The sequence below is a fragment of the Azospirillum sp. A29 genome, from assembly GCF_042604625.1.
GTDB classification, from domain to species: domain Bacteria; phylum Pseudomonadota; class Alphaproteobacteria; order Azospirillales; family Azospirillaceae; genus Azospirillum; species Azospirillum palustre.
In genome coordinates, this window is record NZ_CP170461.1 from 159386 (window position 1) to 183585 (window position 24200).

Sequence of the window (24200 nt, forward strand, 5' to 3'; positions counted from 1 at the left end):
GGCCCCTGGGTGAGGACGATGGATGGGGGAGCCGGGCTGCCGTCAGGCGGCCCAGCTGTCGGGCAGGACGTGGCTGGCGAGTGCGGCCAGCAGATCGGCGGCGCCGGCCGGGCCGCCATGGGCACGGGCGACCTGACGGGCGAAGCCGGGGGAGGCCGGCATGATCTCGGCGCGGGTGTCCGCTCCGTGCTCCGCCGGCCGGCCGCTGCCGTCCGCCGGGGTGCCGCCGCCATCCTGGGGAGCGCCCTGGTTTTGCGGCTGACCCTGCTGCTCGCCCTGGCCCTGACCTTGCTGACCCTGGCCTTGCTGACCCTGTTGGCCCTGGTTCCCCGGCTGTCCGGCCGTCGGGCCGCGGCCCTGCCCGGTGCCGAGGCCGGTCCCCCGGTCCTGGCCTTGGCCCTGAAGCTGGCCCTGACCGTTGTTCTGGCCGGTGCTCTGGGTGCCGGTCTGGCCGGGAGTGCCCTGGCCGTTGGTGCCGGTGCGCGTCGTGCCGCCCGTGCCGGTCGTGGTGCCGCCGGTGGCGGTTCCCGTGTTGCTTCCGGTTCCCGTGCCGGTCCCTCCGGGCGTGCCGCCGGTGCCGGTGCCGCCAAGGCCCGTGCCGCCCAGGCTGCCGCCGCCAATGCCGCTGCCCAGACCGCCACCAAGACCGCCACCGAGGCCGCCCAGGCCACCGCCCAAACCGCCACCGAGGCTGCTTCCCCCCAGTCCGCTGCTGGAGCTGCCGGAGCCGGAGGAGCCGCCGCCGATGCTGTTGAGCGTCACCGACCGGCCGGCATCCGTGCTGGACGAGCTGCCGCCGATGCTGCCCAGCGTCACCGACCGGCCGGCATCCGTGCTGGACGAGCTGCCGCTGACACTGCCCAGCGTCACCGACCGGCCGGCATCCGTGCTGGACGAGCTGCCGGGGATGCCGGCGCTGCCGCTGCTGCCGCTGCCGCCCGGCAGGCTCGGCCCGGACCCGCCGGTGCCGCCCAGCCCACTGCTGGACGACGAAACGTTGGAGGACGGACCGTTCGACGAGGAACCGAGCACGGAGCTGCTGGACTGCGACGGACCGTTGCCGCTGCCGGTGACCGGCGTGCTGGTCACCGGGGTGTTGGTCGTGTTGGTGGGGGATGTGGTCGTCGTCGTGACGCGGGCCACCGCGACCGTCACCGTGGTCGCGGCGGAGCTGTTGCCGACGAGGTCGCGGGCCTGGATGCTGATCGACCGGCTGGTCGCCGTGCCGGCGAAGCTCGGATCGCTGGCGCTCGACCGCAGCCCGATCGCCCGCACCGCCGCCTGATAGTCGGCGGCCGAGGCCACGCCGGTCAGCACGATGCCGGCGCCGTCGCGGGTCGCGGTGATGCCGGCCGGCAGGGCGCCGATCACCAGCTCGTCGCCGCTGCGGGCGTCGGTCAGGGTGACCGTCACCCGGTTCAGCGAACTGGCGTCCGACAGCGACACCGCGGATCCCAGCGTCGCCGTGCCGCCGGCGTTCAGCGTCGGATTGGTGCCGCCGGACACCGTCGGGGCCTGGGTGTCGACCGTCAGGCTCAGCGTGCCCGAGCGGCCGATGTTGCCGGCGCGGTCGGTGGCGGTGGTGACCACGCTGTGGCTGCCGTCGGCCAGCGGGGTGGTGACGGCGAAGCTCCAGCGGCCGTCGCTGCCGGTCGTGGCCGTGCCGACGGCGACGCCGTCGACGATGACGGTGACCGTGCTGTTCGGATCGGCGCTTCCGGTCAGGGTCGGACGGCTGGTGGCGATGGCGTTGGCCGAATTGTCGACGCCGGAGATCGCCGGGGTCGACAGCACCGGCGCCGTGGCGTCGACGGTCAGCGTCAGCGCCGCCGAGGTGCCGCTGCTGTTGCCGGCGCGGTCGGTCGCTTGGCTGGTGACGGCATGGGTGCCATCGGCCAGCGGGGTGGCCGGCGTGAAGCTCCAGCTGCCGTCGGAGCCGGCGACGGTGGTGCCGACCGCGACGCCGTCGACCAGGACGGTGACGGTGGACCCGGCTTCCGCCGTGCCGCCCAGGGTCGGGCGGTTGAGGTTGGTCACCCCGTCGGTGGCGGAGGTGCCGGTGTCCTGCCCGGGCGCCAGCACCGGGGCCGAGGGGGTGTCCGGCGCCACGGTGTCGACCAGGACGTTCTGCAGGCCCGGCAGGCCGGTCAGCGCCGTGGGCAGCGGGAGGCCGGCCTTGTCGGCAATGCCGCCGCCGTTGAGGTTCAGCCCGGTGACGGCGATGCCGTCGCCGTCGCTGTCGCCCGCCTGCACCACATAGTCGAAGCGCAGGATCGTCCCGCTGCTGGCCGTGGCGTTGTAGACCGCCTGGCGGGTCTGGCCGCCGATGTCCAGCGTGATCGTCGGGGTGCCGTTGACGATCACCACCTCGCTGGCCTGGATGTAGAAGCTCAGCGTCTTGCCGAGGCCGTACACGCCGTCGTTGGGCACGACGACGCTGCGGATCGCCGGCGCCGTGGTGTCGATGGCGATGTCCTTGTTCAGCCCCAGCGACCGCACGTCGCTCGGCATCGTCAGGGTCAGGATGCCGGCGTTGCCGGCGATGTCCGTGATCGATCCCGCCAGGGCCGAGGTGCCGACGGCGTCCAGGTCGGCGGCGGTGTCGCCGGCCTGCACCGTGTAGGTGAAGGTCAGCGTGTTGGTCCCGGCCCCGCTGCTGTAGGCGGCGGTCCGGCCGGTGTTCAACGCCAACGTCGGCGTGCCGCTGACGGCGACCGCCTCGCTGAAGGTCACCTGGATCGAGATGGTCTGGCCGGTGGTGTAGGTGCCGTTGTCGGTGCTGGAGGTGACGTTGGTGACGGTGGGAGGGACGCTGTCGATGCGCACGCCCGCCATGCTGGCGATGCCGCTCAGCGTGCGGATGGCGCTGTTGCCGACCAGATCGGCGATGCTGCCGCCGCTGATCGAGCCGCCGATGCCGATGCCGTCGGCATCGACCAGATTGCTGCCGACGGTGTAGCGGAAGGTCAGCGCCGTGCCGCCCGAGCCCGACAGGTAGGCCGCCTGCACCACCGTGCCGTTGTCCAGCGTGATGCCGAAGCTCGGCGTGCCGGTGACGGCGACCGCTTCGGAGAAGGTGACGGTGACGTCGATGGTCTCGCCGGCCCGGTAGGTGCCGTTCACCGCCGAGACGGCGGTGACCGTCGGGGCCGTGGTGTCGATGGCGATGTCCTTGGTCCCGGCCAGCGACGATCCGCTGCCGGTCGCCGGCAGGGTCAGCGTCGCGCTGTTGCCGGCGATGTCGGCGATGGTGCCCGACAGCGCCGCGGTGGAGGCGTAGTCGAGGTCCGACGCGGTGTCGCCGGCCTGCACGACGTAGGTGAAGGTCAGCGTCGTGCCGCCCGACCCGCTGGCGTAGGTCGCGGTCCGGCCGGTGCCCAGCGCCAGGGTCGGCGTGCCGGTCACCGTCACCGCTTCGGAGAAGACGACCTGGATCGACACGGTGTCGCCGGCCTTGTAGGTGCCGTTGGCGGTCGAGGCGGTCACCGACGACACCGTCGGCGCCGTGGTGTCGACCGTCACCGACAGGCCGGACGAGGCGGTGGAGGTGTTGCCGGCGGTGTCGGTCGCCCTAGCGGTGATGGTATGGCTGCCCGGCGTCAGGGTGGAGACCGTGATCGACCAGTTGCCCGAGCCGTCGGCGGTCGTCGTACCCAGCACGGTGGTGCCGTCGGTGTCGTACAGCGTCACCGTGGATCCCGCCTCCGCCGTGCCGCTGACGGTCGGGGTGGCCGTCCGGGTGATGCCGTCGCTGCTCGACGTGCCGGTGTCGCTGGCCGTCGCCAGGACCGGCGTGCCCGGCGCGGCCGGCGCCGTGGTGTCGATGGTGATCGGCAGGCCGGTCGAGGCGGTCGAGGTGTTGCCGGCGGTGTCGGTCGCCCTAGCGGTGATGGTATGGCTGCCCGGCGTCAGGGTGGAGACCGTGATCGACCAGTTGCCGCTGCCGTCCGCCGTGCCTGTGCCGATCAGCGTGGTGCCGTCGGTGTCGTACAGCCGGACCGTGCTGTTCGGCTCCGCCGTACCGGTGAAGGTCGGGGTGGCGTTGCCGGTGATGTTGTCGGTGTTGGACGTGCCGGTGTCGGTGCCGGCGGTCATATCGGCCGCGCTCGGCGCGCCGGGCGCCGTGGTGTCGATGATGATCGCCTTGTTGGCCCCCAGCGAGTTGGCCGCCCCCGGCGTCGCCAGCGTCAGGATCGCGGCGAGGTTGGTGGAGCTGTCGACGATGGTGCCGCCGCCCAGCGCCAGTGCCGCGGTGGAGGCGTAGTCGAGGTCGGCGGAGGTATCGCCGGCCTGCACAATGTAGGTGAAGCTCAGCGTGGTGGTGCCCGACCCGCTGGCGTAGGTCGCGGTCCGGCTGTTGTTGCCCAGCGCCAGCGTCGGCGTGCCGGTCACCGTCACCGCCCGGTTGAAGGTGACGGTGATCGTGATGGTGTCGCCGGCCTTGTAGCTGCCGTCGGCGGTGCTGGCGCTGACCGACGAGACGGTCGGGTTGATCAGCGAGGTCAGCACGAGGTCGTTGCCGGTGCCGCCGACGTAATCGACCGTGTAGAGGTCGTTGTTGCTGCTCAGCGTGGCGCCCTGCGCCAGGCCCGACAGGGTGCTGGACACCGCTCCGACGCCGGTCTGGTCGATCACCCTGTAGGTGGCGGCGTTGACGGCGGCGAAACCGTTGACCCGGATGACGGTGACGGCGCTGGAGCCGCTGGACAGCGTGACGCCGCCGCTGACGATCACCTGGTCGTAGTCGGTGCCGGCGGTGGTGGTGCCGGCGATCTCGACCGCCAGGGTGCCGCTCAGCGACAGGTTGCCGTTGACGGTCAGGCTGCCGATGCCGTTGTTGGTCCCGGCGATGCCGGGCGCCAGGGTGGCGCCGGACGCGACCGTCAGCGTGTTGGACGAACTGGCGGCGAAGATCGAGCCGGTGCCTCCCAGCGTCGCCCCCGACGCCACCGAGACGGCGCTGGTGCCGCCGAGCGCCCCGGTCACCAGCAGGGTGCCCACCGACACGGTGGTCTGCCCGGTGTAGGTGCTGGTGCCCGACAGGGTCAGCGTGCCGCTGCCGGTCTTGGTCAGGCCGTCGTTGCCGCCGATGGCACCCGACAGCGTCACGGCGACGCCGGTGTCGATGGTGGCGCCGTTGACCCCGGTGTCGAGGACGTTGTCGATGGTGCCCGCCCCGGTCACCGTCAGCGTGCCGCCGTTCAGCGTCACCGTGCCGGCGCCCAGGTTGGCGTCGCCGGCCACGCTCAGCGTGCCGCCGTCCCGCACCGTCATGGTGCCGGTGAAGCTGCTGCTGTTGGTGCCCGACAGGGTCAGGGTGCCGGTGCCCCGCTTGTAGAAGTCGCCGGAGCCGCTGAAGGTGCCGGAGAAGCCGGTGCTGGTGTTGTTGCTGCCGGCCTCCAGCGTGTTGGCGCCGATCGAGACGCTGCCGTCACCCGCCAGCGAACCCAGCGACAGGCTGGCCGCAGTCGAACTCAGGGTCGCGCCGGTGGCCACCGTCACCGCGCTGTCGCTGCCGACGGTGCCGCTGCCGCTCACCGCCAGCGTGCCGGCGGAAACGGTGGTCGAACCGGTGTAGCTGTTGGCGCCCGTCAGGGTCAGCGTGCCGCTGCCGATCTTGGTCAGGCCGCTGCTGTTGGTGGAGGAGATCACGCCGGAGAAGGTCGTGTCGCTGTTGGCGCCGCCAACCGTCAGGCGGTAGCTCAGCACCACGTTGCCGGCTCCGGTCAGCGACCCGATGGTCTCGTTGCCGCTGCCCAGCGACAGGGTGGCGCCGGTCGCCACCGTCACCGCGCTGGTATCGCCGATCGCCGAACCGCCCGCCGCCGCCAGCGTGCCCGCCGACACCGTGACGGCGCCCGTGTGGGTGTTGGTCCCGGACAGGGTCAGGGTGCCGCTGCCCGACTTGGTCAGCGCCCCCGACCCCGACAGCACGCCCGACAGCGTCGCGGCGGCCGAGTTGCTGATCGTCGATCCCGACGACACCGCGATGGCGTTGGCGATGGTGGTGGCGCCGGTGATCGACAGGGTGCCGCCCGACAGGGTCGTCGTGCCGGATCCCAGGCTGGCGGCGTCGGCGACCGACAGCGTGCCGGACGACACCGTGATGCCGGTCATGCTGTTGGTCCCGCCCAGCACCAGCGCGCCGGTGCCGGTGCTCGCCACCGTCAGCGAACCGTTCGACACCGCGCCGCTCAAGGTCAGGGCCTCGGTGGTGGTGTTGTTGACCGTCCGGGTCGTGCCGCCCAGATCCACGGTGCCGGTGAAGGTCAGCGCCGCCGAACCGGACATCGTCATCGTGCCGCCCAGCACGAGGTTGTTGGCGAGCGTCCGCGCGGTGGACCCCGACCCGCGCACCTTGCCGCCGTTGATCGTCAGCGTCCCGGTTCCCACCGCGGTGTCGCTGCCGAACTGCAGGATGCCGCTGCCCAGCGTCGTGCCGCCCGTGTAGGTGTTGGTCCCCGAAAGCCCCAGGACATTGCCGGCGTTGGTGCTGGCGATGCTCAGTCCGCCGCTGCCGGAGACGGTGCCGGTCAGCGTGACCGAGCCGGCCGAGACGTCGACGGTGCCGCCGCCGCTGCCGAGCGCGACGGCGATTCCGCTGCTGAGGACCGTCGTCGAGGCCAGCGTGCCGCCGTCCAGCGTCAGCGTCGTCTGGCCCAGGCTGGCGGACGTCCCCACCGCCAGGGTTCCCGTGGTCACCGTGATCCCGCTGACCCCGGAGCCGGAGGTGTTGTTGGTCCCGGACAGCGTCAGCGTCCCGCTGCCCGACTTGGTCAGCGTGCGGGTGTTGCCGGTGATGTTGCCGCTGATCGTGACGGCCGCGTCGGTCTGGACCGTGGCGTCGCCGGTCAGGGCGACCGCGTTGTCGATGGTGGTCGCGCCCGTGACCTGCAGCTTGCTTCCGGCCGCCAGGTTGACCGCGCCGGTTCCCAGATTGCCGTCGGCGGCGATGCTGATCGTGCCGGCGGAAACCGTGGTCTGCCCGGTGTAGGTGCTGGTGCCCGACAGGGTCAGCGTGCCGCTGCCGGTCTTGGTCAGGCCGTCGTTGCCGCCGATGGCGCCCGACAGCGTCACGGCGACGCCGGTGTCGATGGTGGCGCCGTTGACCCCGGTGTCGAAGACGTTGTCGATGGTGCCCGCCCCGGTCACCGTCAGCGTGCCGCCGTTCAGCGTCACCGTGCCGGCGCCCAGGTTGGCGTCGCCGGCCACGCTCAGCGTGCCGCCGTCCCGCACCGTCATGGTGCCGGTGAAGCTGCTGCTGTTGGCGCCCGACAGGGTCAGGGTGCCGGTGCCCCGCTTGTAGAAGTCGCCGGAGCCGCTGAAGGTGCCGGAGAAGCTGGTGCTGGCGTCGTTGCTGCCGGCCTCCAGCGTGTTGGCGCCGATCGAGACGCTGCCGTCACCCGCCAGCGACCCCAGCGACAGGCTGGCCGCAGTCGAACTCAGGGTCGCGCCGGTGGCCACCGTCACCGCGCTGTCGTTGCCGACGGTGCCGCTGCCGCTCACCGCCAGCGTGCCGGCGGAAACGGTGGTCGAACCGGTGTAGCTGTTGGCGCCCGTCAGGGTCAGCGTGCCGCTGCCGGTCTTGGTCAGGCCGCCGGTGCCGGACAGCACGCCGGAGAAGGTCGTGCTGCCGCTGGACGGGCTGACGGTCAGGGTATTGCTGCCCAGCGTCACCGCGCCGGAGCCGCTCAGCGATCCGATGGTCTCGTTGGCCGACAGGTTCAGCGTGCCGCTTGCCCCGACCGATACGGCGCTGCTGTCGCCGATGGCGCTGCCGCCCGACGCCCTCAGGGTGCCGGCGCTGACGGTGGTGCCGCCGGTGTAGGTGTTGCTGCCCGACAGGGTCACCGTGCCGGCGCCGGTCTTGGTCAGGCTGCCGCTGCCGCTGACGATGCCGGACAGGGTCAGGGCGTTGGCGGTCTTCACCGTGCCGTTGCCGAAAAGATTGATGGCGTTGGTCAGCGTCTGGCTGGACGCCGTGGTGGTCAGCGTGCCGCCGTTCAGCGTGATGGTGCCGCTGCCGATGGTGCCGGTGGCGCCCAGCTCCACCTCGCCGCGCAGCGTGATGCCGCCGGACCAGCTGTTGCCGGCATTGCTCAAAGTCAGCTTGCCGCTGTCCAGCTTGGTCAGGCCGCCGCTGCCGGTGATGGCGCCGGACAGGGTGACGGCGTTGGCGTTGGTGATGCTGCTGTCGGACGACAGGGCGATGGCGTTGTCGATGGTGGTGGCGCCGGTGACGGCCAGGGTGCCGCCGGCCATCGTCACCGCATCGGTGCCCAGGTTGGCGTCGCCCGCCACCGACAGGGTGCCGGCGCTGACGGTGATGGTGTTGATGCCGGTGTTGCCGCTGGCGGTGTTGTTGGTGCCGCCCAGCGCCAGCGTGCCGGCGCCGCTCTTGGTCAGGGCCGCGGTGTCGGTGCCGTTGTCGGCCAGGGTCGAGTTGATCGTCAGCGTGTCGCCTTCGCCGACGCCGACGTCGAAGCTGCTGCCCAGCGTGAAGCCGTTGCCGGTGATGGTGATCGACCGGCTGTCGGTGTCGCTGTCCATCGCCAGCGTCACGCCGCTGCGCACCGTCAGGGCGACGGGCAGCGTGATGGTGCCGCTCAGCGTGCTGGCGAAGCGGATGGTGATGTTGCCCGACATGTTGTTGGCGAGCGCGATTGCTTCCCGCAGGTCCAGGCCGCCGCCGTCGGCCTTGTCGGCCGCATAGGTGCCGGCCGGCGCGCTGCTGTCGATGGCGGTGACGTCGACCACGAGGTCGTTGGTCACGCCGATGCTGAAGGTCTTCTCGTAGGTGGCGGAGCCGTCGCTGACCCGGACGCGGACCGAATAGCTCTGCCCGCCGGTCAGGGTGGCGGCGTCGTTTGCCCGCAGCGAGGTGCCGGCGATGTTGAACAGCGCGTTGTTGGTGTCGCCGGTGCCGCTGACCAGCGTGTAGGTGAGGGTCTGGCCGGTGTCGGCGTCGGTGGCCGACAGGGTGCCGACCACGCCGTTGGTGCCCTCGAAGATGCTGATCGAGCTGTTGGACAGGGCGACGTCGCTCGGCGCGTCGTTGATCGAGCTGGCGGTGACCACCGTGCTGCTGTTGGCGCTGCTGCTGCCGATACCGTCGCTGGCGGTCAGGCTGAAGGTGGTCTGCACCGTGGTGCCGGGCACCACCTGGTTGTTGGTGGGGGTGAAGACCAGCGCCTGCAGCAGGGTCTGCAGCCCGCCCGGCGTGGTGGCGGTCAGGGTGTAGTTGCCGGCCGTGCCGGTCAGCCCGCCGCCGGCGCTCGACAGCGTGCCGTTGGCCGCGGTGTAGGTGATGGTGACGGTGAAGGTGCCGGTGCTGTCGTCGGCATCGGTCACCGTCACGCTGGCGAAGGGCGTGGTGGTGGCGTTGTCGTCGACCGTGCCGGCGGAGGTGAAGGTGCCGCCCAGCACCGGCGCCTGGTTGGACGGCCCGGTCAGCACGACGTCGTTGCTGTTGGTGCCGGCGGCATAGCTGATGGTGATCGACCCGCTGTTCAGGGTCAGCGCGGCGCCCGACGTCAGCCCGGTGAAGGTGCCGGTGACGGCGTCGCTGCCATCGTTGGAGATGATGGCGAAGCTGTCGCCGCTGGCCGTCTTCACCGGCGTGTAGCTGCCGCCGGCGGTCAGGGTGGCGCTGCTGACGTTCACCGCCCCGGTGACGTTCACCTGATCGTAGCTGCTGGTGCTGGCCAGATCGACTGCCAGGGTACCGCCGGACTGGATGGTCAGGCCGCCGTTGACGGTCAGGGTGCCGACGCCGTTGTTGGTGCCGGCGATGCCCGGCGACAGCGTGCCGCCCGACTGCACGGTCAGGCCGCCATTGACGGTGCCCGTGCCTGCCAGCGTGCCGCCGCTACCCACCGTGACCGCGCCGGCAGAAGCGCCGTTCAGGGTGCCGGTGACGACCAGCGTGCCGGCGCCGACCGTGGTGGTGCCGGTGTAGGTGCCGGTGCCCGACAGGGTCAGCGTGCCGGCGCCCGACTTGGTCAGGTTGTTGGCTCCGCTGATGACGCCCGACAGGGTGAGCGCGTTGCCGGTGCCGACGCTGACGGTGCCGTGGCCGCTGCCCAGCGCGATGGCGTTGGCCAGCGTGACGGCGCTGCCGGTGGCGGCCAGCGTGCCGCCGTCCAGCGTGATGCTGGCGCTGCTGATGTTGCCGGACCCTGTGATCGACAGGGTGCCGTTGCTGACGGTGGTGGTGCCGGTGTAGTCGTTGGTTCCGCTCAGCACCACCGTGCCGGCGCCGACCTTGGTCAGGTTGTAGGCGCCGGACACCGTGCCGCTGATCGTCAGCGTATCGCCGCTGTTGTAGGAGCCGATGCTGGCGTCCGCCCCCAGGGTGACGGTGCCGGTGATGGTGGCCGTTCCGCCGTTGACCTTTACCGCACCGATCCCGGACGACACGCCGATGCCGCTGATCGTCAGGTTTTCGGCGATGGTCAGACCGGTGTCGATGCGCAGGGTGGCGCCGCTGGCGACGCTGGTGCCGGCGGCGGCGGTGCCCAGCGCGTTGGCGTGGGTGATGTACAGGATGCCGGCGCTGACGGTGGTGGCGCCCGTATAGGTATTGTCGCCCGACAGGGTCAGCATTCCGCCGCCGGTCTTGGTCAGGTTGAAGCCGGTGCCGCTGACCACGCCCGACAGGGTCAGGCCGGTGCCCGACACGCCGATGGTGGTGTTGGCGCCCATGGCGACGGTGCCGCTGACCGTGGCGCTGCCGCTGGTGACTTGCAGGGCGCCGCCCGACGACACGCCGGTGCCGGAGACGGTGAGGTTCTCCGCCAGCGTGATGCCGTTGGCGACGGCCAGGGTGGCGCCGCTCGCCACCGTGGTGCCGTCGGCGGTGCCGCCGAGCGCGTTGTTGTGCCCGGCGACCAGCGTGCCGGCCGACACGGTGGTGGCGCCGGTGTAGGTGTTGGCGCCCGACAGGGTCAGGGTGCCGCTGCCCGCCTTGGTCAGGGCGAAGCCGCCGCTGACCACGCCCGACAGGGCGAGGTTGCTGGTGGTGGTGACGGTGGTGTCGGCCGCCATGGTGACGGTGCCGCTGACTGTGTTGGTGCCGCTGGCGCTGACCAGCGCGCCGCCCGACGACACGCCGCTGCCCGACAGGGTCAGGTTCTCGGCGATGGTGATGCCGCCCGACAGGGAGAGGGCGGCGCCGTCCGCCACCGTGGTGCCGCCGGCGGTGCTGCCCAGTGCGTTGGCGTTGCTGACGGTGACCGTGCCGGCGCTGATGGTGAAGGCGCCGCTGAAGCTGCTGTTGTTGCCGGACAGGGTCAGGTTGCCGCCGGCTGCCTTGGTCAGGGTGCCCGATCCGCTGATGGCGCCGGACAGGGTGACGCTGCCGCTGGGGGCGACGCTGATGCTGCCGCCGCTGCTGCCGACAGCGATGGCGTTGTCGATGGTGCCGACGGCGCCGCTCAGCCGCAGGGTGCCGCCGTTCAGCGTCAGGGTGCCGGCGCCGAGATTGCTGTCGGAGGTCGCTATCAACCAGCCCTTGGTGACGGTGATGCCGCCGGCGAAGCCGGTGCTGTTGGCGGTGCCGTCCAGCGTCAGGCTCGTGCTGTTGGCATCGGCGTTCAGAATCAGGCTGCCCGACGAGGTGCCGGTGATGGCGCCGCTGAAGGTCCCGTTGGTCGACTGCTTGACGGTGAGGGCGTTGCCGCCCAGCGCCAGCGTGGCGCCGCTGACCCCGCTCAGCGCGCCGATGGTCTCGGTCGCCGCCGACAGCTTCAGCGTGGCGCCGCTCGCCACCGTCGCGGCGCTGCCGTCGGCGAGCGCGGTGCCGGCGCTGCTGTTCAGTTCCAGCGTGCCGGCGCTGACGGTGGTGGTGCCGGTGTAGCTGTTGGCGCCGGTCAGGGTCAGGGTGCCGCTGCCGGCCTTGGACAGGCCGCCGGTGCCGCTGACGATGCCGTCGAAGCTGGTGCTGCTGTTGTCGCCGCCGGTGGTCAGCGTGTTGCCGCCCAGCGTGACGGCGCCGCTGCCGGTCAGCGACCCGATGGTCTCGCTGCCGGACAGGTTCAGCGTGGCGCCGCTCGCCACCGTCACCGCGCTGCTGTCGCCGATGCCGTCATTGACCGTCAGGGTGCCGGCGCCGACTGTGGTGGCGCCGCTGTAGTCGTTGCCGCCGCTCAGCGTCGCCGTGCCGGCGCCGGTCTTGGTCACCGCACCGCTGCCAGTGACCTTGCTGGCGATGGTCAGCGTATCGCTGGCGCCGTTGGTCAGGGTCAGGGTTGTGCCGGACGCGACGGTGATCGTGCTGCCGGTGATGGTCAGGCCGCTGGCGGCGTCGGCGTCGAAGGTGACGTTCTCGCCGATCGCCAGGTCGGAGCCCAGCGTGATGGTGCCGGCGGCCAGCCCGCTGTCGAAAACGATGGTCTGGGTGCCGGTCTGCCCGGTAGCGATGGCGATGGCCTCGCGCAGCCCGACGCCGTCGGTCACGTCGATGGTGCTGCCGTCGCCCGTGCCGGTGACGTAGATGAAGTCGGTCGTCACCGTCACGTTGGCGGTGGTGCTGCCGCCGTGTCCGTCGGTCACAGTAAAGCCGATCGTCGCGTCGCCGGCCGGCGTGTCGTTGCGGTAGTTGATGCCACTGAACAGGGACGACACCATGGTCGTGGTCGCCGCGCTGTTCAGCGTGATCGTCAGCACGCCATTGGCGTTGGTGTAGCTGGCGAAGCTGTCTCCGACGGCCTGGGTGTAGTGGCGGAGCGTTCCGCTCGTCGCGGTGGTCGCGGTGGCGGAGAAATAGATGGAGCTGAAATCGAACACGTCCGCCGACCATGCGCTGCCGGTGGCGCGTTTCACGGTCAGGGAACCGTTGTTCCAATTGGCGCTGTCGTTCTCCGCATCGGTGACGCCGGCGATGCCCGTGTTGCCGCTGAAGCTGTCGAGGAACACGGTCCCGCCCACCCCGCCCCAGCTTTTGGTGTCGCCGTCCAGGTTGCTGATGACCGGGTTGGCGTTGGCGGTGACGGTGATGCCGGTGCCGGTCGAATCCGAGATGTCGCCGAAGATCGGGCCGTTCCAGTCGTCGGCCGCAGTGAATTTGTAGGTGGTGCCGCCGGTCGAGCTGGTGCCGCTCTTGTTCAGCAGGGCGTCCACGCTGGTCTTGGTCGATCCGCTCAGCGTCACGGTGAAGCCGGTGGCGCCGGTGATCTCCACCGCGCCGGTCAGCGAGGCGGTGCCGTTGCCCTGGCCGGTGATGGTCAGCTTTGTCAAGTCGATGTCGTTCGCCGCCCCCGACTGATGCACCAGGTTGGTGCCGGTCACGGTCAGCACGCCGCTGGTCGAATCGTAGGTGACGGCCGTGATGGTCGGCTTCTGGGTACTGGAGACGGTGACGCCGTTGCCGGTGGTGTCGGCCGGCGCCGACTGCGTGCTGTCCCAGTTGGCCGCCGCCTCCAGATTGTAGGTGGTCGCCCCCTGGGAGCTGGTCCCGTCCTTGTTCAGCAGCCCTTCGACAAACGCTTGGTCGGTCGCCCCCAGCGTGATGGTGAAGACGTTGGAGGCGGAGGCGGAGGTGACGGTGGAATTGCCGGTCAGCGTATAGCTGTTGTTGCCTTCTCCGGCCAGGGTGAGCTTGGTGACGTCGATGGTATCGCCGTCGGTGATGTTGGTGCCCGTCACCACCAGCTGGTTGGTGCTGGCGTTGTAGGTGGCCGAGGTGATCCTGGGAGCGGTATCGATGACGATAGCCTTCGATCCGCCCAGCGACGATCCACTGCCGGTCGCCGGCAGGGTCAGCATCGCGTCATTGCCGGCCGCGTCCCTGATCGTTCCGCCGTTCAGCGCCAGGGCGGAGGTGGACAGGTAATCGAGATCGGCTGACGTGTCGCCGGCCTGTATCGTATAGGTGAAGGTCAGCGTGTTGGTGCCCGTTCCACTGACGTAACTGATCGTCCGGTCGGTGGTTCCGGTTTCCAGCGTCAGCCTCGGCGTGCCGGTGACCGTCACCGTTTCGGAGAAGGTGACTTGGATCGACACGGTGCTGCCGATGCCATAAGTGCCGTCGGAAGTCGAAGAGGTGACGCCGGTGACTGTCGGCGTGATATCGTCGGTAACGGTGATGTTCGCAGTGTCCGTGGCCGTGGAGAACGCAGTACTGCCGCCATTGGTGCTGGTGTCGGCCGTGCTGCCGGCGGTGCCGCTGGTCTGGTCCCAGGCGCGGAAGGTGATGGCGTTGCTGAGCGTGCCGGCATAGCCGCTGTTGGCCTTGAAGAACAGGCGGGTATTGGCGTCTGCCTTTAGAAGCAGAGCGCTGCTACTCGTGACGGCGCCGACCGAGTTCCAGTTGGAGCCACTGTTGGTGGTGTAGTACCAGCTGCCGTTGGTCGTATCGACGGCGGTCAGGGCGATGCCGGTGAAAGCGCCGCTATCGGCATCGGTTACGTTGTTCAATACGCCGCCGCTGTCGACCAACGACGACACCAGAGTGCCGACCGCGCCGCTGGGCGTGTTCACCGCAACAGACTGGTTCTCGCCGCTTAGGACGGGGGTCTTGGTGTTGTCGAGGACGGGAGCGGAGTTGGTTGGCCCTGAAGTGACCGCTGCAAGAGTAAGATCATCAAACATCAATTTTATAGGGCTTGATGAATAAGAAAGCGTAAAGCTCGTAATATTACTGAAATCAGATAATGATGTGAAATTCAAAGAATATTTTGTTTCCTCCGTGTAGCTGCTAGAAAAAGTGGCGGTCCCGCCACCGGATTTTGCGCCCGTAACAGTCACAGTAATTGTTGCAGCATTTGATGTGCTTTTCGCAGTTCCTGCTAAATCAAAGAAAAAATCAAAAGAGGACAGTCCAAATGAGCTTGAATTGTTGCTGGAAAAAGTTATGCTACTCATGGCTCCAGTGCCACCCCCAATGAAAAGGGCAGGGTCGCCGATTCCGACTATGCCAGATTGCGTGGAGTCGGTAAGGCTGTAACTAATGCCATTGGTTCCGCTGCTTACTACGGATACGTTCAGACCACTCCTTTGGGATGCAGTGGTGCCGTCAGCGTAAATGTCATTCGCACTGACGTTGTTTGCTGCACTGGCGACCGCTCCCGAAGCTGTGCCGAACGTCATTGTAGTGCCTGTCAACGGCGCCGTCAGCAATGTGGAAAAGGATGCCCTTTCATCACTGGTGAACGGATTGGAAGCCTCGATTCCGCCGCTTGTCCTTTCGAGCGCCCAGTCTCCACCCTGCTGTATTGGGCCTGTGCTGTTGGTCGATGCGGCAACATCCGCATGCGTTGCCTCCGCCATAGCGGAGAGAAAGGCTTCCCCTTTGCCACCCGCGACTTGGCATCCATAAAGAAGGAGATCGCCGTCCGAGGTGAGCGCTGCCCCCACTGCCGCCAGATCAGCCCCCCTCACCTGCACCGACTGGCTGTCCAACGTCAGCGTGCCAAGGTTCACATAACCTTCGTTGCCGTGGCTCACGATATGGATGGCGTCGTACCCCTGGTGCGTCTCCGCCCACCGGGCCATCTGTGACAGGCCGTCCTGGGAGGCATCGAGCAGGACCACCTCGATTCCGGCGTTCGTGCCGTCCACCAGGGACTGCCAGCCGGCGACGTTCCGGTTGATGAACACCGCTTCCTTCCGCCCGCCGTTCGCCGCCGGATCGGCCTGACGCAGGACCTGCGGAGCCGGTGCCGCATCGACCACCGGGACGGCGGCGGGCGCCACCGCATCCGCGATGGCCGTCTTCGTCACGTCGTGGTCGGCCGCTGCCGTGTCGGTGTGGATGTCCGGTTGAACCGCGGCCGCGGGATCGGTCGCCGTCGCCACGCCGGCCGCGTCGAACATGAAGCGCTGTTCCAGGGCCATGGCGAACCTGGACGGGGATCGGGACGGTTTGCGCGTCTTGCCGGAGCCACCGTTCGCACCAACGCCCTTCGCCCCATGCATGCGCGCCATAGCCCCTCTCCCCGACATTCACCAGACCGCCCGACTTTGCGCCAAAAGCGGTTACCCATAAGTGTGATATCCGAGGGAAGATACCACCTAATCACATGTTCATACAACGCCGTGAAATCTCAAGGTTGCGGAGTCTCTGTGTTTTTTTTGTCCGATTCGTGTTCCTTCATGGCCAAGAGTACGCTTCATTTTGCAATATCTCGTCAAATATTGACTGAAAGGTTTCAGATCTGTCACGGCACTCCTCCGCAACAGTCAAAATCCCTCGCGTATACACATACATCGGTATGCGCATACATATAATAGTATGATTTTTGAATGGTTAATATTTATGGAGAGGCAAGCTCTTGTCCCTGCGATGTGGACAGACTAGCGTTTTTAGAGAATATTCGCGTATTCTTTCTACCTTACCAGCGCGGAGCCTTCCCTCCGGCCGGTGGGTGCTCATCGCCGCTCACGACAATTCTGCATCAACCGGTTTGGAGACTTCCTCATGGACGCTTATCTCGGCCTGATCTTCCCGTTCGCCGGCACCTACGCACCGTATGGCACCGCCCAATGCTGGGGCCAGCAAATGGCCGTACAGCAAAATGCGGCATTGTTTTCCCTCGTCTCCAATATCTACGGCGGCGATGCCAAAACCAATTTCAATGTGCCGGACCTGCGCGGCCGCGTCCTGATGGGGGCCGGCGTCAGCCCCTATCTGAACAACGCGACCGTGGCCGTCGCCTCCCACGGCGGTACGGCGACCACCACGCTGACCCTGGCCAATCTGCCGCTGCACACCCACGCCGCCAGCTTCACGCCGGGCGGCGGTTCCTCCACCTCGACCATCAGCGCCAACGTGACGATCCCGATTTCGACGGCGCAGGCCAACCTGCCGACGCCGGGGGCCGGCACCAACTATCTCGGCGGCGTCAAGGTCAGCGACGCCAGCACCTTCACCGATTGGCAGACCGAAGGCCCCTACACCGCCACCGCCCCCGGTAGCGGTGCGAACCTGATCGGCACCGCCACCGGCACCGTCACCGTCACCGGCGGCGGCGGCACGGTCACCGTGTCGCCGGGCGGCGGCCAGACGGTGCCGGCTGCGTTCTCCAACCTGCAGCCCTATCTGGCGGTCACCATGTACATCGTCACCATGGGTCTTTACCCGACCCGCGACTGACGGTCGGCTGCAAGGGCAACCTGCCCATTCGCATCACCCCACACTTTCCACCGTGCGCGTCCCTCGGCTCGCGTCGCATTCCGCAGCGGCGCGTCAGTGTCCGCGTCAATCGGTCTTAATCATATTGGAGGTTATTTCATGGACGCTTATATCGGCCTGATCTTTCCGTTTGCCGGCACCTTCGCGCCGCAGGGCACCGCCCAATGCTGGGGCCAGCAAATGACCGTACAGCAAAATCAGGCGTTGTATTCTCTTGTATACAATCTGTATGGCGGTGATGCCAAAACCGTTTTCAATGTGCCGGATCTGCGTGGCCGCGTCCTTGTCGGTTCCGGCGCGAGTCCGTATCTGAACACGAGCCTGAATCCCGGCAACTTCGGCGGTACGGCGACCACCACGCTGAACTCGACCAATCTGCCGGTGCACACCCACGCCGCCAGCTTCACGCCGGGCGGCGGTTCCTCCACCTCGACCATCAGCGCCAACGTGACGATCCCGATTTCGACGGCGCAGGCCAACCTGCCGACGCCGGGGGCCGGCACCAACTATCTCGGCGGCGTCAAGGTCAGCGACGCCAGCACCTTCACCGATTGGCAGACCGAAGGCCCCTACACCGCCACCGCCCCCGGTAGCGGTGCGAACCTGATCGGCACCGCCACCGGCACCGTCACCGTCACCGGCGGCGGCGGCACGGTCACCGTGTCGCCGGGCGGCGGCCAGACGGTGCCGGCTGCGTTCTCCAACCTGCAGCCCTATCTGGCGGTCACCATGTACATCGTCACCATGGGTCTTTACCCGACCCGCGACTGACGGTCGGCTGCAAGGGCAACCTGCCCATTCGCATCACCCCACACTTTCCACCGTGCGCGTCCCTCGGCTCGCGTCGCATTCCGCAGCGGCGCGTCAGTGTCCGCGTCAATCGGTCTTAATCATATTGGAGGTTATTTCATGGACGCTTATATCGGCCTGATCTTTCCGTTTGCCGGCACCTTCGCGCCGCAGGGCACCGCCCAATGCTGGGGCCAGCAAATGACCGTACAGCAAAATCAGGCGTTGTATTCTCTTGTATACAATCTGTATGGCGGTGATGCCAAAACCGTTTTCAATGTGCCGGATCTGCGTGGCCGCGTCCTTGTCGGTTCCGGCGCGAGTCCGTATCTGAACACGAGCCTGAATCCCGGCAACTTCGGCGGTACGGCGACCACCACGCTGAACTCGACCAATCTGCCGGTGCACACCCACGCCGCCAGCTTCACGCCGGGCGGCGGTTCCTCCACCTCGACCATCAGCGCCAACGTGACGATCCCGATTTCGACGGCGCAGGCCAACCTGCCGACGCCGGGGGCCGGCACCAACTATCTCGGCGGCGTCAAGGTCAGCGACGCCAGCACCTTCACCGATTGGCAGACCGAAGGCCCCTACACCGCCACCGCCCCCGGTAGCGGTGCGAACCTGATCGGCACCGCCACCGGCACCGTCACCGTCACCGGCGGCGGCGGCACGGTCACCGTGTCGCCGGGCGGCGGCCAGACGGTGCCGGCTGCGTTCTCCAACCTGCAGCCCTATCTGGCGGTCACCATGTACATCGTCACCTTGGGTTATTACCCGACCCGCGACTGACGGTCGGCTGCAAGGGCAACCTGCCCATTCGCATCACCTCACACTTTTCACCGTGCGCGTCCCTCGGTTCGCATCGCACTCCGCGGCGGCGCGTCGGTGTCCGCATCAATCAATCTTAATCATATTGGAGGTTTCGTCATGGACGCTTATCTCGGCCTGATCTTCCCCTTCGCCGGCGCTTTCGCACCGCAGGGCACCGTCCAATGCTGGGGCCAGGACCTGACCGTATCGCAGAACCAGGCGTTGTACGCGATCATCGGCACCCTGTACGGCGGCACCGGTAACCCGAATTTCAAGGCGCCAGACCTGCGCGGCCGCGTCCTCATGGGGTCCGGCGTCAGCCCCTATCTGAACAATGCGACCGTGAACGTCGCTTCCAGCGGCGGTACGGCGGCCAGCACGCTGAACCTGACCAATCTGCCGGTGCACACCCACGCCGCCAGCTTCACGCCGGGCGGCGGTTCGTCCAGCTCCACCATCAACGCCAACGTGACGATCCCGATTTCGACGGCGCAGGCCAACCTGCCGACGCCGGGGGTCGGCACCAACTATCTCGGCGGCGTCAAGGTCAGCGACGCCAGCACCTTCACCGATTGGCAGACCGAAGGCCCCTACACCGCCACCGCCCCCGGTAGCGGTGCGAACCTGATCGGCAACGCCACCGGCACCGTCACCGTCGCCGGCGGCGGCGGCACGGTCGCCGTGTCGCCGGGCGGCGGTCAGGCAACGCCGGCTCCGTTCACGAACCTGCAGCCCTATCTGGCGGTCACCATGTACATCGTCACCATGGGTATTTTCCCGACCCGCGACTGAGCATAGGCTGGCGCCCCGGTTCCGCGTTCTGCGGGCCGGGGCGCTTTCGCCCGCAAAACGCCACCCTGCCTCCGGAACGCCCGCCATGACCGCCGATTACAGCACGCTGTCCGCCGAACCCTTCATCCCGCATATCGGCCAGACCTTCCGATTTCTGGCGCCGGAGGATCGGTCCCTGATCGCCGAGGTCGAACTGACCGTTGTTATCGAACGGCCGGAGTTCACCCCCCGCTGGGCGAAGCGGACATCCTTCGCCCTGACGTTCGAAACGCCGGGGGAGAGCGGGGTGGGGAACGGCAATTACCTGATCGATCACCCGACCGAGGGGACGATGGGGCCGTTCTTCGTCGTCCGGTCGATTCCACGCGACCCGGCACGGGCCTGCTTCGAACTCGTCATGAACTGACCGCAACCGCGCAATCGGCCTTCGGACCGCCGCCCCCCATGCGGGAGCGGCGGTTCTCATTTCAAAGGCCGGCCTTCGGCATGGCCGGGGCACTGGCGACGCCGCCCTGCCGCAGCTGGGGCGGCAGGATCTGCGGCGGCAGATGCTGGATGCCCGGATGGCCGGGCGGCAGCCAGATCAACTCCAGCATCGGCGGAGCCTGCACCAGCAGGTCGAAGCCCAGCCGGTGGTAGAACCAGTGGACGCGCGTGTCTGTTTCGTTCACCGACAGGGTCATCGGCAGGCGGAGCTCCATCGCCGAGCCTTGCAGGCTGCGCAGCAGATCGGTGCCGATGCCCTTGCCGCGGGCGAGCTTGTGGATCTCGACCTCGGCCACGCGCCAGTCCCAGCGCCCCAGATCCATGACGATCCGGCCGACCGGCTGCCCGACCTTCTCCACGACGAAATCCAGATGCTGCGGATAGCGGGTTTCCTGCCCGGTCCGCATGGCGCTGTACTGCTGTTCGTACAGCGTGCGGATGAAATCGCGGTCCTGGTGGGCCTGGGCGAGCCAGGGGCGGGCATCCATGAACAGCCCCAGCAGGAAATCATCGTCCGAAGGCCGGGGATGACGCATCGACAGGCCGCCCATCAATGGCAGGCTTCCCTGATAGGCCGCCATACGATCACTCTTCATGGTGGTGAAAACATTCCGTCTAGATAGCCGCAGGAGCGGGTGGATGGCAAGACACCCGTTGATGGTCGGACAGGAGCGGGCCGCACGGAAATGCGACGGGAAAACGGGATGGACCGGCTGCACAAAAGGCAACGCTTGCGCTATAAACGGAGACAGCGCCCTTTGGAAAAAAGAAAGCCCACTCCGATGCGTGCCCACATCCGCCCCACCCGTATCGCTGCAGTCGCCGTGCTTGCGCTGTCCACCATGCTGGCCGGCTGCCAGACCGGGTCGATGGGCACCAAGGAGGGGGTCGGCACCGTCGGCGGCGCCGTCGCCGGCGGCCTGATCGGTTCGCGCTTCGGCGGCGGTTCGGGCAAGCTGGTGGCGGTCGGCATCGGCACGCTGCTGGGCGCCTTTGCGGGGCGTGAGATCGGCGCCTCGCTCGACCGCGCCGACCAGCAATATGCCGACCGCGCCGCCTATCAGGCCTACAGCGCGCCGATCGGCCAGCGGATCAGCTGGAACAACCCGCAGTCCGGCAACCAGGGCACCATCGTGCCGGTGCGCGACGGCTATGACGGCTCCGGCTCCTACTGCCGCGAGTTCCAGCAGACCATCGTCGTCGGCGGCCGCACCGAACAGGCCTTCGGCACCGCCTGCCGCCAGCCCGACGGGTCGTGGAAGATCGTGGGGTAAGGGAAAGGGCGAAGCATCTCGGCTTATCGGCAGCGAGCATTGGTTGCGGTTTCAGACTGCGCCGTGAAACACTCCGCCTGTCTTCTTTCAGCGGCGCCAGACAGCCGCTTCCCTCCGGCTGCCGCACGGCGAGCCAGCACAGAAAGGTCTCTACTTGCACGCCCACTTCGCTTCGAATCCTTCGATGTCCTCTGACGATCTGATTGCGAAGATCGAGGCCAAGAAGGCTGTCGTCGGTGTGATCGGCCTTGGTTATGTTGGACTGCCATTGCTCATAGCATTCGGGCAGGCCGGATTCCGCACCATCGGATATGACATCGACCAAGCCAAGTGCGAGCAGCTGAACCAAGGGTGCTGTTACATCGCTCACATCGACGCGTCACCGCTATCTTCTCTGGTTGCCGAAAAGCGCCTGCGGGCCACCAACGGCATGGCCGATCTGTCGGAGGCCGATGCCCTGATCATCTGCGTGCCGACCCCTCTGACCAAACAGCGTGAGCCGGACCTCAGCTATGTCGAAAAGACGGCGGAGGCATTGATCCCCTATCTTCGTCCGGGTCAGGTCGTGATCCTGGAATCCACCACATGGCCGGGGACCACCCAGGAAATCCTGCAATCCATCCTGGAGCGGAGCGGGTTGAAGAGCGGGCATGATTTCTTCCTTGCCTACTCGCCAGAACGGGAGGATCCCGGCAATGTCAAGTTCACAACCCGGACAATCCCGAAAGTTGTCGGTGGTGTCGGCGCCGATGCCGGGCGGATCGCGTGCGCTCTCTATGATAAAGTCGTCTCGCAGGTGGTGCCGGTCAGTTCTGCCCAAGTGGCCGAGGCGGTCAAGCTAACCGAAAACATCTTCCGTTCTGTCAATATTGCTCTGGTGAATGAACTGAAGATGGTTTTCGCCAGGATGGGAATCGACATCTGGGAAGTGATCGAAGCGGCCAAGAGCAAGCCCTTCGGCTACATGCCCTTCTATCCCGGCCCCGGCCTGGGCGGCCACTGCATCCCGATCGACCCATTCTATCTGACCTGGAAGGCGCGTGAATACAGTCTCAACACGCGCTTCATCGAGTTGGCAGGTGAAATCAATTCCGCAATGCCGGATTATGTCGCGCAAGCCCTGCAGAACGCCCTCAACGACCACTCCGCCAAGAGCCTGAAGGGCAGCCGCATCTTGTTGCTCGGCCTTGCCTATAAAAAGAATGTGGACGATATCCGCGAGAGTCCGGCCTTTGCCCTGCTGGACCTTCTGGAGCAGCGGGGAGCCGTCGTCGATTACCACGACCCCCATGTTTCTGTGATTCCTCCGACGAGGGAGCACGCCCACTATACCGGACGACAAAGCGTGGCCCTGACCGCTGAAGGGCTGTCGGTCTATGACGCCGCGCTGGTCTGCACGGATCATGATGCGGTCGACTACCAATTGCTGACCGACAGCGTTCCCCTGATCGTGGATACCCGCAATGCCATGCGGACGGTCAGCGGCCAGGCGACGGTCGTGCTGGCGTAACGTCACAGTTCTACCGGGGGCTAGAGACCATGCCGAGAGTTTCGACATGACCCACCAGCCCTGATGCCGGCAACTCCAGGGGGCGGTCTTCAGTGTTGGGCGAGGCCGCTGCCGATGAAGAGAATGGCAGCGGCAACGGGTAGGGCGAACTCCTGTCAAAAACCCCGAGGAGCGGGCTGAAGCCCTCGATCTGCCCCAGCCTCGGATTTTGATCCGCACTTTCACGTTTACTGGGACTCGGTATCAGAGTTTCTGGCAGACGAAGCGCAGATCGCCCGAACCGAACTTCTCCTTGCCATAGTGGTCGGCGACGATGGCATCATGGTCGAAATCGGTAGGGAACCCGCCGGTCAAACGACGGAAATTGCCAAATCCCATCCGGCCAAGCCGTTCGGTCACTTCCTCCCAGGTGGTGTGGCGGTAAATGGCGTTGAAGCCATCGCCCAGATGATAGCGCTTGCCAATGGAAAGATTGAGGTTCGCCAGTTGAGCGATGATGTAATCAGGGGGAACATTGCTCAGGGCGGCCCTTGAGGCGTCCCACAGATGATGGCTGATCGCCCCCTTCCCGTCGGTGTAGACCCAGAACCAGCCTCCGGTCTTCAGTACCCGATACACCTCACGGTAGGCGCGATCCTCATCGTCCAGGTGATGAAAGACACCGTTCTGGATCGCAAAATCATAGGTCCCGTCGGGCTCCCCGGTATCATAAACGGTGGCATGGCGGAAAAGAATGCGGTCCTCGGAAACCCCCAGGATGTCGCGCATCGTCTCGGCGTGACGCAGGCTACCTTCGCCGTAATCGATCCCCACCACTCGCCGGGCGCCACGATTGATCAAGGCGTGGGCGAAGTTGCCGTGGCCGCATCCGAAATCGATACAATCCCGGCCTTCAACCAAGGGGCGTATATCGTTGATGTCGATCCGCCGTTCGTAGCGCGCAATTCGATCCTGTTTGTATTGATCAATGTCGTATTGGGTCCACAACTTCTGGAAGAGGTCTTCATGCATTTCTTCCATATCACCCTTGCGGGCTGTCGGAAATCCATTGTCCACGGACTCCGCGTAGAGTGATTCACTCCAGGCCTGAATATGGCGAATCGCATCGACGACGAAAGTCTCAGTCAGAATGTAGGGATGTTCACTCAGGTTGCGGTTCGTCTGGATGGCTTCATATCGCAGATTCATCGTTGCCAAAGCGGAAATTCGCGCCTGAGCGGTCATCGGCGTATTGGGAATCCTGGCGCACAGGTCAACAAGGGACCGTAGAATTTCCAGGTACTTTTCAGGCACTTGTGTGGTTCCTTGCTAGCCGGGGAAATTCATGAGGGTTAGCGGATATAGCGGCATCGGTTGATCGGCCTTAGGATTTGGGTGCTGAAACCAATCCCCACCGTTTCCGGAG

Annotated in this window: 11 protein-coding genes and 1 pseudogene; 8 read left to right on the forward strand and 4 right to left on the reverse strand. The window is 67.0% G+C overall.

The window, feature by feature from the left end; translation table 11 throughout:
• Window positions 1-42: 42 nt before the first annotated feature.
• Complete coding sequence (locus tag ABNQ38_RS06465; protein ID WP_377806470.1) at window positions 43-14001, reverse strand: autotransporter-associated beta strand repeat-containing protein; 13959 nt, start codon at window positions 13999-14001, stop codon at window positions 43-45.
• 82 nt (window positions 14002-14083) lie between these two features.
• Between ABNQ38_RS06465 and ABNQ38_RS06470 the strand changes: the two genes are divergently transcribed.
• A complete protein-coding gene (locus ABNQ38_RS06470) occupies window positions 14084-14218 on the forward strand; it encodes a hypothetical protein (RefSeq protein WP_377806481.1) in 135 nt (44 codons plus the stop codon).
• A 905-nt stretch (window positions 14219-15123) separates the two neighbouring features.
• On the opposite strand, the pseudogene ABNQ38_RS06475 reads toward ABNQ38_RS06470, so the two are convergent.
• Window positions 15124-15942 (reverse strand): annotated as a pseudogene (locus ABNQ38_RS06475) (DUF4347 domain-containing protein); the annotation flags it as partial.
• 475 nt (window positions 15943-16417) lie between these two features.
• Here ABNQ38_RS06475 and ABNQ38_RS06480 point away from each other — a divergent pair.
• The 5 genes from ABNQ38_RS06480 (at window position 16418) to ABNQ38_RS06500 (ending at window position 19931) form a co-directional block, all read left to right on the forward strand.
• Window positions 16418-17092, forward strand: coding sequence for a phage tail protein (locus ABNQ38_RS06480; protein ID WP_377806318.1), 675 nt, complete (start codon window positions 16418-16420; stop codon window positions 17090-17092).
• Window positions 17093-17230: 138 nt separating this feature from the next.
• On the forward strand, window positions 17231-17902 hold the full coding sequence (locus tag ABNQ38_RS06485) for a phage tail protein (protein WP_377806319.1): 672 nt from the start codon (window positions 17231-17233) through the stop codon (window positions 17900-17902).
• A gap of 138 nt (window positions 17903-18040) precedes the next feature.
• On the forward strand, window positions 18041-18712 hold the full coding sequence (locus ABNQ38_RS06490; RefSeq protein WP_377806320.1) for a phage tail protein: 672 nt from the start codon (window positions 18041-18043) through the stop codon (window positions 18710-18712).
• A gap of 138 nt (window positions 18713-18850) precedes the next feature.
• The gene (locus ABNQ38_RS06495) at window positions 18851-19525 is read left to right on the forward strand and encodes a phage tail protein (protein ID WP_377806321.1); all 675 of its coding nucleotides are present in this window, start codon (window positions 18851-18853) and stop codon (window positions 19523-19525) included.
• A gap of 85 nt (window positions 19526-19610) precedes the next feature.
• A complete protein-coding gene (locus tag ABNQ38_RS06500; RefSeq protein WP_377806322.1) occupies window positions 19611-19931 on the forward strand; it encodes a DUF6916 family protein in 321 nt (106 codons plus the stop codon).
• Window positions 19932-19992: 61 nt separating this feature from the next.
• Here the strand turns inward: ABNQ38_RS06500 and ABNQ38_RS06505 are convergent, their stop codons facing one another.
• Window positions 19993-20607 (reverse strand): GNAT family N-acetyltransferase, encoded by a 615-nt coding sequence (locus ABNQ38_RS06505; protein WP_377806323.1) that lies wholly within the window; start codon window positions 20605-20607, stop codon window positions 19993-19995.
• A 186-nt stretch (window positions 20608-20793) separates the two neighbouring features.
• Between ABNQ38_RS06505 and ABNQ38_RS06510 the strand changes: the two genes are divergently transcribed.
• Window positions 20794-21285, forward strand: a complete 492-nt coding sequence (locus ABNQ38_RS06510; RefSeq protein WP_377806324.1) for an RT0821/Lpp0805 family surface protein — start codon at window positions 20794-20796, stop codon at window positions 21283-21285.
• Window positions 21286-21469: 184 nt separating this feature from the next.
• The gene (locus tag ABNQ38_RS06515; RefSeq protein ID WP_377806325.1) at window positions 21470-22795 is read left to right on the forward strand and encodes a nucleotide sugar dehydrogenase; all 1326 of its coding nucleotides are present in this window, start codon (window positions 21470-21472) and stop codon (window positions 22793-22795) included.
• A gap of 243 nt (window positions 22796-23038) precedes the next feature.
• Here the strand turns inward: ABNQ38_RS06515 and ABNQ38_RS06520 are convergent, their stop codons facing one another.
• Complete coding sequence (locus tag ABNQ38_RS06520; RefSeq protein WP_377806326.1) at window positions 23039-24088, reverse strand: class I SAM-dependent methyltransferase; 1050 nt, start codon at window positions 24086-24088, stop codon at window positions 23039-23041.
• Window positions 24089-24200 lie beyond the last annotated feature (112 nt).